Annotated in this window: 9 protein-coding genes and 1 tRNA gene; 9 read left to right on the plus strand and 1 reads right to left on the minus strand. The window is 64.5% G+C overall.

Annotated elements, in window-relative coordinates; all coding sequences use genetic code 11:
* The first annotated feature begins 97 nt into the window (after nt 1-97).
* From fdnG to VGN46_RS00380, 7 genes are all read left to right on the plus strand, one after another.
* A complete protein-coding gene (gene fdnG, locus VGN46_RS00350; RefSeq protein ID WP_331639423.1) occupies nt 98-3169 on the plus strand; it encodes a formate dehydrogenase-N subunit alpha in 3072 nt (1023 codons plus the stop codon).
* 10 nt (nt 3170-3179) lie between these two features.
* A complete protein-coding gene (fdxH, locus tag VGN46_RS00355; RefSeq protein ID WP_331639425.1) occupies nt 3180-4097 on the plus strand; it encodes a formate dehydrogenase subunit beta in 918 nt (305 codons plus the stop codon).
* Nucleotides 4094-4753, plus strand: coding sequence for a formate dehydrogenase subunit gamma (locus VGN46_RS00360; RefSeq protein ID WP_331639428.1), 660 nt, complete (start codon nt 4094-4096; stop codon nt 4751-4753). The genes fdxH and VGN46_RS00360 overlap by 4 nt, the downstream gene beginning before the upstream one ends.
* A complete protein-coding gene (gene fdhE, locus VGN46_RS00365; RefSeq protein WP_331639430.1) occupies nt 4750-5697 on the plus strand; it encodes a formate dehydrogenase accessory protein FdhE in 948 nt (315 codons plus the stop codon). Before VGN46_RS00360 ends, fdhE begins: the two co-directional genes overlap by 4 nt.
* Before the next feature lie 34 nt (nt 5698-5731).
* Entirely contained in the window at nt 5732-7135 is a 1404-nt protein-coding gene (selA, locus tag VGN46_RS00370) for an L-seryl-tRNA(Sec) selenium transferase (protein WP_331639432.1), read from the plus strand.
* Complete coding sequence (gene selB, locus VGN46_RS00375; RefSeq protein WP_331639434.1) at nt 7132-9066, plus strand: selenocysteine-specific translation elongation factor; 1935 nt, start codon at nt 7132-7134, stop codon at nt 9064-9066. Before selA ends, selB begins: the two co-directional genes overlap by 4 nt.
* Nucleotides 9067-9077: 11 nt before the next feature.
* Nucleotides 9078-9173 (plus strand) — tRNA-Sec (locus VGN46_RS00380).
* An 83-nt stretch (nt 9174-9256) separates the two neighbouring features.
* Here VGN46_RS00380 and selD read toward each other — a convergent pair.
* Nucleotides 9257-10297, minus strand: a complete 1041-nt coding sequence (gene selD / locus VGN46_RS00385; RefSeq protein ID WP_331639437.1) for a selenide, water dikinase SelD — start codon at nt 10295-10297, stop codon at nt 9257-9259.
* Between the two features lie 82 nt (nt 10298-10379).
* On the opposite strand from selD, the gene VGN46_RS00390 reads away from it, so the two are divergent.
* Nucleotides 10380-11426, plus strand: a complete 1047-nt coding sequence (locus VGN46_RS00390; protein ID WP_331639439.1) for a permease — start codon at nt 10380-10382, stop codon at nt 11424-11426.
* Between the two features lie 128 nt (nt 11427-11554).
* A complete protein-coding gene (locus VGN46_RS00395; protein ID WP_331639441.1) occupies nt 11555-11941 on the plus strand; it encodes a TraR/DksA family transcriptional regulator in 387 nt (128 codons plus the stop codon).
* Nucleotides 11942-12143 lie beyond the last annotated feature (202 nt).

Below are 12143 nucleotides of genomic sequence, written 5' to 3' on the forward strand. Positions count from 1 at the left end.
GCGGTGCCTACGGCCCAACCCGAAAGGAACACAAGCCAGTGCCCGCCCTCCTCACCGGGGGCGGTGGTCCAGCCAGGTTTCCTACGGAGCTCTTGCGATGGCACTTACCCGCCGCGAGTTCATAAAACTGACAGGCATGGGGCTCGCTGCATCTAGCCTCGGCATGATCGGGTTCGGGGCATCCGGCGTGGCGCAAGCCGCCGCCGTTCGCCCCTTCAAGCTCACCCACGCCAGCGAGACACGCAACACGTGCACCTATTGTTCGGTGGCGTGCGGCATCCTCATCTACAGCATGGGTGACAAGGCGAAAAACGCCCGGTCCAACATCATCCACATCGAGGGCGACCCGGATCATCCGGTGAACCGCGGCACGCTGTGCCCGAAGGGTTCCGCCCTGCTCGACATCGTCCACGCGCCCACCCGCCTCAAGGTGCCGCGTTACCGCAAGCCGGGAGGCACCGACTTCGAGGAAGTCTCCTGGGACTTCGCGCTCGACCGTATCGCGCGCCTGATGAAGGACGACCGCGACAAAAACTTCATCGCGAAGAACGCCGACGGCACCACCGTGAACCGGTGGACCAGTGTCGGCATGCTCGCCGCGTCCGCATCTTCCAGTGAAACCTCCTTCCTTACATGGAAGGTTGCCCGCTCCCTCGGCATGGTGGTGTTCGACAACCAGGCGCGCGTTTGACACGGACCGACGGTGGCCAGTCTGGCCCCATCATTCGGTCGAGGCGCGATGACCAACACCTGGGGCGACATCCGCAATGCCGATGTCGTGATCGTCATGGGTGGCAATGCCGCCGAGGCCCACCCGTGCGGATTCAAATGGGTGATCGAAGCGAAGATCGAGAACGGTGCCAAGCTCATCGTCGTCGACCCGCGCTTTACCCGAACGGCCTCCGTGGCCGATTACTACGCGCCAATCCGGCCGGGAACCGACATCGCGTTTCTCAGCGGCCTGATGCACTACCTGCTGACCCACGACAAGATCCAGCACACGTACGTCAAGAACTACACCAACGCCAGCCTGCTGGTGAAGGAGGAGTTCAGCTTCCAGGACGGCCTGTTCAGCGGGTTCAACGAAGACAACCATAGTTACGACAAGTCGAGCTGGGACTATGAGCTCGGCGAGGATGGTTTCGCGAAAGCGGATGACACGTGGCAGAACCCACGCTGCGTCATCAACCTGCTGAAGGAGCACGTCTCCCGGTACACACCTGAGATGGTCTCGCGCATCTGCGGCACACCGCAGGACAAGTTCCTGCACATCTGCGAACTGATCGCGAGCACCTGTGTGCCCGATCGCGCCATGACCAGCCTGTTCGCACTCGGCTGGACCCAGCACACCGTAGGCGTGCAGAACATCCGCGCCATGGCCATGGTGCAGTTGCTCCTCGGCAACATCGGCGTGGCCGGCGGTGGCATGAACGCCCTTCGCGGGCATTCGAACATCCAGGGCCTTACCGACGTCGGCCTGCTGTCGAACCAGCTGCCGGGCTACATGAATCTGCCTACGGATAAGGAAACCAGCTACGACGAGTACATGAAGACGCGGCTGTTCAAGCCGCTGCGCCCAGGCCAGACCAGCTTCTACCAGAATACCCGGAAGCTCTTCGTCAGCCTGCAGAAAGCCTTGTTCGGCGACGCCGCCACGGCCGAGACGAACTGGGCCTACGACCTCCTGCCCAAGCTGGACATCCCGCTCTACGACATCATCAAGGCGTTTGAGATGATGAACAACGGGCAGATGGGCGGCTACATCTGCCAGGGCTTCAACCCGCTCCAGGCGTTCCCCGACCGCGGCAAGATCCGCGCAGGCCTGAGCAAGCTGAAGTTCCTTGTCACCATGGATCCACTGGATACGGAAACGTCGCGCTTCTGGCAGGATTTCGGCCCACAAAACCCGGCTAAATCGCATGAAATCCAGACGGAAGTGTTCCAGCTGCCGGTCAGCTGCTTCGCCGAGGAAAACGGCTCGCTGGTGAACTCCGCGCGCTGGCTGCAATGGCACTGGAAGGCAGCCGATCCGCCGGGCATCGCGAAGTCCGACCTGTGGATCATGGCCGGCCTGTTCCAGCGCCTTCGCGCGCTGTACCAGAAGGAAGGCGGCGCGTTCCCCGATTCGCTCATGGCGATGACGTGGAACTACATGAATCCCTGGGAGCCGGAACCCGAAGAGTTGGCGAAGGAGATGAACGGCCGCTTCCTCGCGGACGTGACTGACCCGGTGACCAACGTGACCTCTAAGGGTGGCACCTTGCTCGATGGCTTCAGCCAGTTGCGCGATGATGGCAGCACTGCGTCGGGCTGCTGGATTTTCGCGGGTAGCTTCACCGAGAAAGGTAACCAGATGGCGCGGCGCGATGCCACCGATCCGCGTGAGCAAGGCCTCTCGCCGAACTGGGCGTGGGCATGGCCGGCCAATCGCCGCATCCTGTACAACCGCGCCAGCGCGGATCCCGATGGCAAGCCCTGGAATCCGCGCAAGCCGGTGATCGAGTGGAACGGCAGCAAGTGGGTCGGTATCGATGTGCCCGACTATCCTGTGGCGCAGAAGCCCTCGGCAAACGACGGCCCGTTCATCATGACCGTGGAAGGCCAGGCCCGCCTGTTCGGCCGTAACCTCCTCGTGGAGGGACCGTTCCCTGAGCACTACGAACCCATGGAATCACCCGTGGAAAACGTGCTCCACCCGAAGGTGCGGTCCAATCCCATGGCGCGTGTGTTCGAGCATGACCGCAATAACTTCGGCAAGCCTTCGGACTTCCCGTTCGTCGCGACGACCTACCGCCTCACCGAGCATTTCCACTTCTGGACCAAGCACGCGCTGATCAATGCCGTGCTGCAGCCGGAGGAATTCGTGGAGATCGGCGAGGTCCTCGCCAAGGAAAAGGGTATTGCCCAGGGTGGCTGGGTCAAGGTGTCGTCTAAGCGTGGCGAGGTGATCTGCAAGGCGTATGTCACCAAGCGCATCAAGCCACTGCTGGTCGATGGCAAGGCGACCCATGTCATCGGTGTGCCATTGCACTGGGGTTTCACCGGCCAGGCCAGGAAGGGGTACGGCGCCAACACGCTGACCCCGTCCGTGGGCGACGCCAATACGCAGACGCCAGAGTTTAAGGCGTTCCTGGTCAACGTCGAAACGACGTCGGCACCCACGGCCTGAGGCGGACGACATGTCGGACTTGCAATCACAAGACTACATCCGCCGTTCCGCGTCGACCATGACGCCGCCGGCGACACGCAGCCACGAAGAACAGGTGGCGAAGCTGATCGATGTCAGTCGTTGCATCGGCTGCAAGGCGTGCCAGGCCGCATGCATGGAATGGAACGACCTGCGCCCGGAAATCGGCTACTTCGAAGGTTCATACGAAAACCCGAACGACCTCGGGCCGAGCGTATGGACCCTGATGAAGTTCAACGAGTACGAAAACGAACAGGGCAACCTCGAGTGGCTGATCCGCAAGGATGGCTGCATGCACTGCGAGGACCCGGGCTGCCTGAAGGCCTGCCCTGCGCCCGGTGCGATCGTGCAGTACGCCAACGGCATCGTCGATTTCATCAGCGATAAATGCATCGGTTGCGGCTATTGCATCAAGGGTTGCCCGTTCAATATCCCGCGGGTCAGCAAGACCGATCACAAGTCGTACAAGTGCACGCTGTGCTCGGATCGCGTCACGGTGGGCCTCGAACCTGCCTGCGTAAAGGCCTGCCCGACGGGCGCGATCATGTTCGGGTCGAAGACCGACATGCAGCACCAGGCAGCCGATCGCATCGTTGACCTGAAATCGCGCGGGTTCGCTAAGGCCGGGCTGTACGATCCACCCGAAGTGGGCGGGACACACGTGATGTATGTGCTGCACCACGCCGACAAGCCGTCCCTTTATTCGGGCCTGCCGGACAAGCCGCACATCAGCTATATCGTCCAGGCCTGGAAGGGGCTGTACAAGCCACTGGCGGTCGCGGGCATCGCCCTGGCGGCGCTGGCGGGATTCTTCCATTGGATCACCGTGGGCCCCAACGACACGATGCGGGAAGACGAAGACGAGGCCGCCCGCGAAATCCGTGAAACCAAGGAGGAACAGGTGCCATGACCCGTCCCGCCAACGCGATCACGCGGTACACCACGGTGAACCGTATCAACCACTGGATCAATGCGGGGCTTTTCCTGCTGCTGGTGATCTCCGGGCTATCGATGTTCCACCCGATCCTGTTCTGGATGTCCGGCCTATTTGGCGGCGGCCAGTGGGCGCGCGCCGCGCATCCCTGGTTCGGTTGCTGCCTGGTCATCAGCTGGATCGGCATGTTCATCCAGTTCTGGCGGAATAACCTCTTCAACCGCGATGACGTGGAATGGTCGAAGTCCATCGTCGACGTGGTCACGAACGACGATGAAAAGGTTCCCCCGGTCGGCCACAACAACGCGGGCCAGAAGGCCGTTTTCTGGGCGATGGCCGCACTGATCCCGGTGCTGTTCATCACCGGCCTGCTGATCTGGGAAGTCTACTTTGGCAAGGCCACATCCATCGAGACGCAGCGGATCGCCGTACTGATCCACAGTCTCTCCGCGTTCGCGGCCATCCTTGTACTGGTCGCACACATCTACGCCGGTATCTGGATCCGCCATTCGGTACGCAGCATGACCCAGGGCTGGGTTACACCCGGCTGGGCATGGCACCATCACCGCAAGTGGTTCCACCAGATCATTGGCTACCGCCGCCGTGGCGATGCACCCGGGAAGCACCTGTGAAGCAAGCTGAGCTACCGCCCAATGCAAAATGGACTGGCCCATCGCACGCCGGCGTCAAGGCTCCCGATCCTATCCTCCTCCCGGATCGCCTGCGCCGCTTCGGGGTGACGGCCGGCCGCCTGGAAAACCTGGCCGGCGGACACCCACTGGAAGCGTGGCTGCGCTTTCTCGCCTCGCTGTCATGGTCCCAGCACGCCGTGGCCACCACGCTTGCGCCCTCAGGCACGCCCGGGGCCGAGGTCGTAGCCCGCGCGGTCGGGGCCCGCCTGCCTCCGCTCGCCGCGGATGGCCATCCCCGTGACCCGGCATGGCGCGAAGGCTTGCGCCTGATGCTCGCCGAGATCGAGTCTGCCGAGTTGCCGCCGCCCGCGGTCGAGGCGATCGAGCAGTTACGGGACATGGACGACGATGCCATTGAGCGGCTGGCCGACCAGTTCCTGCGGGGCGCCGTGCCGGCCACGGAAGCTGCCGCGGCCGTTTATATCGCCGCGGCCCTGCAGGTCTACTTCACCGTCTCCGCGTCACGGCTGGTGGTCACGGAACTCCGCCTGCTGGAGGAACGCTCGCTTTGCCCGTGCTGTGGTTCCCCCAGCGTCGTGGGCCTGATCACCGCCAGCGGCATCACGCCCGGTACGCGCTTCTTGCAGTGCTCGCTATGCTCATCGGCCTGGAACCATGTACGCGCGTCGTGCATCACCTGCGGCGGCACCGGCAAACTCCAGGTTCAGGCGATCGAAGGCGATAACGGGCTGGTCAAGGTCGAGACCTGTGGCGATTGCCACACCTACAGCAAGCTGCTGTACCAGGTGAAGGATATGCAGGTGGACCCGGTGGCCGATGACCTCGCCTCGCTGGGCCTCGACCTGTTGGTGGCCGAAGCCGGGTTTTCCCGACACGCGCCGAACCCTTTCCTGCTGATGGGCGATACCGCCGAGACCGACTAGAAAATCGCCGCGTGTTGGGGCTACGCTGCCCCGCATGGATATCGCTGAGTCCGAACGCGGCGCCCTGCGCCGCCTGCCCGCCGTCGCCACGGTCCTGGCCACGGTCGAGGCGACGCCGCTGCTTGAGGCGCACGGGCGTGCCGCCACGACCGAAGCTATCCGCCGGGCGCTCGATGACGCGCGCACACGGGTACTCGCCGGTGGCACGGCGCCAGCCGATATCAGCATGATCATCAGCGCTGCACGCGAGCGGCTCGAGGCACGACGGCCCCGCCTGCGCCCACTGTTCAACCTGACCGGCACCGTCTTGCATACCAACCTGGGCCGCGCCCTGCTGGCCGAAGCCGCCATTGAGGCGGCAACCGAAGCGATGCGCCACCCGGTCGCCCTGGAGTATGACCTCGACGAAGGCAGCCGTGGCGAGCGCGATGACCACGTCCGCGCCCTGCTCTGCGAACTCACCGGTGCCGAAGATGCGACGCTGGTGAACAACAACGCGGCGGCCGTCTTGCTCTGCCTGAACACACTGGCCCTGGGCCAGGGGGCCATCGTCTCGCGCGGCGAACTCATCGAGATCGGCGGCGCGTTCCGCATGCCCGACATCATGGCGCGCGCCGGGGCCGTGATGGTGGAGGTGGGTACCACCAACCGCACCCACGTCGCGGACTACCGTAACGCGATCGACGAACGCACCGGCGTCATCCTCAAGGTGCACACCTCGAACTACCGCATCCAGGGTTTCACGGCGGAGGTGGATGCGCGCGAGTTGGCGGCCATAGCGCATGCCGCCGGTGTACCGCTGCTCAATGACCTGGGCTCGGGCAGCCTGGTGGACCTCTCGGCCTATGGCGTGGCCCGCGAAGCCACCGTGCGCGAGGCGGTCATGGAAGGCGCGCACCTCGTTACCTTCTCCGGTGACAAGCTACTCGGTGGACCGCAAGCCGGGTTCATCGTAGGAAGCCGCGAACTGATCGCCGCGATCAACCGCAATCCGCTGAAGCGCGCCTTACGCGTCGACAAGATCCGGCTGGCCGCCATCGAGGCGACGCTGCATCTGTATCGTGACTCGGATCGCCTCGCCGAGCGTTTGCCCACCCTGCGCTTCCTCGCCCGCTCCCGCGACGACATCGCCATGCAAGCCGAACGGCTACGCGCGGTTGTGGCGGCACAGATCGGCGACGGCTTCCATGTCGAGGTCGGCGATTGCACCAGCCAGGTCGGCTCGGGCGCCCTGCCCCTCGATACCTTGCCCAGCGCCGCGCTACGCATCCGCTCCGTAGGGAGCCAGCGCGCCCTCGATACACTTGCAACGGCCTGGCGCGCACTGCCGCGCCCCGTCATCGGCCGCATCACCGAGGGCGCGCTCCAGCTCGACCTCCGTTGCCTGGATGAAGCCGACGAAGCGTCCTTCCTCGCGAACCTCGCCGCGCGCGCATGATCGTTGGCACCGCGGGCCACATCGACCACGGCAAGACATCGCTGGTCCGCGCGCTGACCGGTATCGCCGGTGACCGGCTCAAGGAAGAGAAAGCCCGCGGCATCACCATCGACCTCGGGTTTGCATACCTGCCGCTCACCGATGGCCTCACGATCGGCTTCATCGACGTTCCCGGCCACGAGAAGTTCGTTCGCACCATGGTCGCCGGAGCGAGCGGCATCGATATGGCCTTGCTGGTCGTGGCCGCCGACGATGGGGTCATGCCGCAGACGCGCGAACACCTGGCTATCCTCGACCTGCTGGGAATCCGCCACGGCATCATCGCCCTGACCAAGGCCGATGTCGCGTCACCCGAACGGCTGTTCGCCGTAGAAGCCGAAGTACGCGAGGCGCTCGCCGGGACGACGCTGGCGACCGCGGAAGTACTTCCCGTCTCGGTTCTGACCGGTGAAGGGCTCGATGCACTACGGGCACGGCTTGCGGCAGAGGCATGGTCGCGCCAGGCGCATAGTGACGACGCCCGTTTCCGCCTGGCCATCGATCGCGTATTCACCCTTCCTGGCATCGGCGTCGTCGTGACGGGTACCGTGCTTTCCGGCACCGTGCAGATGAAGGACCCCGTGATGATCAGCCCGTTGGGCCTGGCTGCGCGCGTACGTTCCATCCACGCACAGAACCAGGAGGCCGAAAAAGGTCACGCAGGCGACCGCGTCGCGCTGAATCTCGCGGGCACAGGCGTGACCAAGGACGCGATCCGCCGCGGTGACATGGTCCTCGACCCCCTGCTCCACGCGCCAACCGACCGCATCGATGCGCGCCTGCACCTCCTTGCGGGCGAGCCCCGCGCGATCGCCTCATGGTTTCCGGCACGCCTGCACCACGCTTCGGTCGAAACCGGCGTACGCGTCGTGTTGCTTGAAGGCGAACAGTTACGACCGGGCGAGACCGCCGACGTCCAACTGGTACTCGATCGCCCGATCGCCGCCAGCTCCCTGGATCGCTTCGTGCTGCGCGATACCACGGCCCAGCGAACGGTCGGTGGCGGCTTCTTCATGGATCTGCGCGCACCGGCGCGGCAACGGCGCACACCCGCACGCGCGACCGAACGCGCCGCGTGGTCCGAGGCGGATCCACGGGTGAGCTTCGCAGGCCTGCTCGATACTCCGCCTTATGCACGCGACGTGGTGGCATTCGCCCGTGACCGTGCACTTTCTCCAGCCGCCGTGGCGCGCGTGATCGATGGGCTGTCGCCCTTGGTCTTCGACGCGGGTGGCACGCAGGTCGCGCTAAGCCCTACGCACTGGCGACGTGGGATCGACGCCATGGCGAAGCATCTGGCGGTGTTCCACGCAGAACACCCTGACTTGCAAGGTATGCCGCGCGAAACCTTGCGCCGTGCGGTCCAGCCACGCCTGCCGGCCACCGCCTTCGCCCAGGCGTTGCTGCACCCTGAGCTGGCCGCACGGATGGTCCGCGACGGCGCGTTCGTCCGCCTTATCGATCACGTGCCACAGGCCAGCCCCGAGGATGCAGCGGCATGGATGACGATCGCGCCACTGCTAGGTGGTACCGAGCGCTTCCGGCCGCCACGTGTGCGCGACATCGCCAGCTCACTCCGCCGCCCGGAAGGCGACATTCGCCAGCGGCTGAAGTCAGCGGCACGGCGTGGACTGGTCGACGAGGTCGCGCATGATCATTTCTTCCTACGCGAGGTGGTCGACGAGATGCTGCGTATCGCCGCCGATATCGCGGCGCACGCACCCGATGGCCGTTTCACCGCCGCGCAGTTCCGCGACCGGCTCGATAACGGTCGCAAGGTGGCGATTCAGATCCTGGAGTTCTTCGACAGACAGGGTGTTATGCTCAATCGCGGCACGCTCCGCAGTATCCGCGCCGATTACCTCGATTTGTTCGCAGCACCTTCGCCGTAACGCCGTTCCATGGAAGAGCAACGTCCCCGGTGGGGCGTCCGGACTTCAAATCCGGGTGAGGCAGCCAGACTGTTTCGGGTGGGTTCGACTCCCATGCTCTTCCGCCACCCCGTAGGAGCACGCTCGCGCGCGATGGGTGCTTGCGGCGGACCCGGTCGCGCGCAAGCGCGCTCCTACAGAAAGTGCCGTGTTAACCGAGCTCGATGCCGGGTGCGCCTGCGATGGACTCGCCCACGATGCTCGCCCGCGGATAGCCTGCCGCCTCGATCATCGCGCGGATCGATTCCGCTCGTTCGGGCGCGCATGCGACGAGCAAGCCGCCCGAGGTTTGCGGATCGGTAAGCAGGTCGCGGCGCCAGTCGGGTAAGCCATCCGGCAACGCGACCCCATCGCCGTAGCTGGCCCAGTTGCGTTTGGAAGCGCCGGTGACAAAGCCCGCCTGGACCAGTGCCTGGGCCTCGGCAAGGAATGGCACGCGCGCTTCGTCAATGCGCAAGCGAGCGCCGCTGGCCCGTGCCATTTCCATGCTGTGGCCGAGCAAGCCAAAGCCGGTCACATCGGTGATCGCATGGACGTCGCTATCCTGGGCAAGGTCGTGGCCGATACGGTTGAGTAGCGTGGTCGAGGCGATCATTTCGTTATATGCCGCGGGTGATAGCGCTTCTTTCTTGAACGCCGCCGAATAGATGCCGACGCCGATACCCTTCGTGAGAATCAGCACATCGCCCAGCCGGGCGCCCGCGTTCCGCCGTACCTCGGAGGGTTGGCAAAGGCCGACCGCAGCAAGGCCGTAGATTGGCTCCGCCGAATCGATGGAGTGGCCGCCCGCGACAGGAATGCCAGCCTCGGCGCAGATCGATTCACCGCCGGCCAGGATCGCGCGCACCGCTTCGATATCCAGCTTGCCGAGCGGCATGCCAAGGATAGCCAGGGCCATGATCGGCTTGCCGCCCATGGCGTACACATCGGAAAGGGCGTTGGCCGCGGCGATCCGGCCGAACTGGTAAGGATCATCCACGATGGGCATGAAGAAATCGGTGGTGGCGATCACGCAGGTGCGGTCGTCGACCTGCCACACCGCGGCGTCATCGCTGGATTCGTTGCCCACGAGCAGCTGCGCAAATGGCATGCCCGGGGCCTTGTTGGCCAGCAGCTCCTGCAGCACCGAAGGCGCCAGCTTGCAGCCGCAACCACCGCCATGGGCAAGTTCCGTCAAACGAATGGAATTCATGGGCAGATCCATACAAATACGCGATAGCGCGGCCGGTGCCTGTGGGTGCAGCATAGCGACGGTCGAGGCAGAGGGGAAAGCCATGCACGCGATATCGCAAAAAGGCAACGGCATTCGCTGGGCGGTCTTCGCCCTGCTCGTGATCGCTGGCCTGTTTTACGTGAAGTGGTATCCCTATTACGGCCGCGCTTTTGACGCCGCGGCGAGCCATTCCATCGGTCACTCGATTCTGATGGGCGATGCCGCTTCGGCACCCTCGCCATCGTGGAGCGCCGCCGTCGACTACGCGCTGGCGTACGGAAAGGCGATCTGGAAGGCCATGCTGCTGGGCCTGCTGCTCGGCTCCGCCATCCAGGCGCTGATCCCGGCCCATGCGATCCAGCGCATGCTCGGCAGCAACGGCTTCGGCAGTACGGTCGCCGGCGGCCTGCTTGGCGTGCCAGGCATGATGTGCACCTGCTGCGCGGCACCGGTGGTCGCCGGACTGCGCAAGCAGCAAGCCGCGCCAGGTGCCTCGGTGGCCTTCTGGCTCAGCAACACCATGCTCAATCCGGCTACGCTGATCTTCACCGGCTTTGTCCTGGGCTGGCAGTGGGTGGGCCTGCGCATCGCGCTCGCCATTCCGATGGTGTTTGGCCTTGGCTGGCTCGCTAACCGCATGGGGGGTCCGGCCACCCCGGTTCCCATGGATAAGCCATTTGAAGCGGAATCCCGTGCAGCTGGCGATATCGCACGGCGCTGGGCAGAGATCTTCGTGCGCATGACCGTGCGCCTGATTCCCGAATATGTCGTGATCGTGCTCGCCCTGGGCGCCGCTCGTGCCTGGCTGTTTCCGCATATCGGTGCCGACATCGGTAACGAGTGGTACTGGATCGCCGGCCTCGCGATCGCCGGCACATTGTTCGTTATTCCCACAGCGGGCGAAGTACCCATCGTGCAGGCCATGCTGTCGCTGGGCCTGGGCGTTGGTCCGGCGGCGGCGTTGCTGCTGACGCTACCGCCGGTGAGCTTGCCGTCACTAGCCATGCTCGGACGCTCGCTGCCTTGGCGCCTGCTCGTCATGCTGGCGCTGGCGGTCGTGGCCTTCGGCATCGCCGCAGGGTACATCGCGGCAGCCTTGTCACTGTAGGAGAGCGCTTGCGCGCGATCGCGCGCAAGCGCTCTCCTACAACGGCTGGGATGTGATTTGACAATCCGTTGGCGGGGGAGCCTGCTAAACAACGCGCTTTCCCACCGCTGTAGCCACGGAGAGACACCATGTCAGACACCGAACTCGACCCCGCCTTCATCGCACGCCAGAAAGAGCGGCTCCTCGAGCTTCGCCGCCAGCTCATCGCCGTAGGTAACGCGGCCGGCCGGGATGAGCAAGCCTGGCAGGGCGCAGCTGGCGGTGAGCCGCAGGATGAAGGCGACGATGGCGACCGCCTCGCCCAGCAGGCCAACGACGAAGCTGTCCTCGCGCATAGCGAAGGCCGGCTGCCTGCGATCGACCGCGCGCTGGAAAAGATCGCCGAGGGCACTTATGGCCTCTCCGATGAGAGCGATGAGCCGATCCCCCGCGCCCGCCTTGAAGCGGTTCCCGAGACGATTTACACGATTGACGAATCCGAAGCCCGCGAGCGCAATGCTCGCCGCGGCCTCTAAGGCTTTGCCGGGTTAACTCCCCACCATAGGCCGAAATACGGCCTATGGGAACCCCTTTTTCGCGTTCAGTGTTCGCCACGGGAAACGCTATGTTTCCTTCGTGACGAACACTTCACGTATGTACGTCTAGACATATAGACGTCTATTCGATATTCCTTGGTGGCGCCTCCCGCATTGCAACATGTGCATTGCCCGCCACCGC

This window comes from Luteibacter sp. (assembly GCF_036500425.1).
GTDB lineage: Bacteria > Pseudomonadota > Gammaproteobacteria > Xanthomonadales > Rhodanobacteraceae > Luteibacter.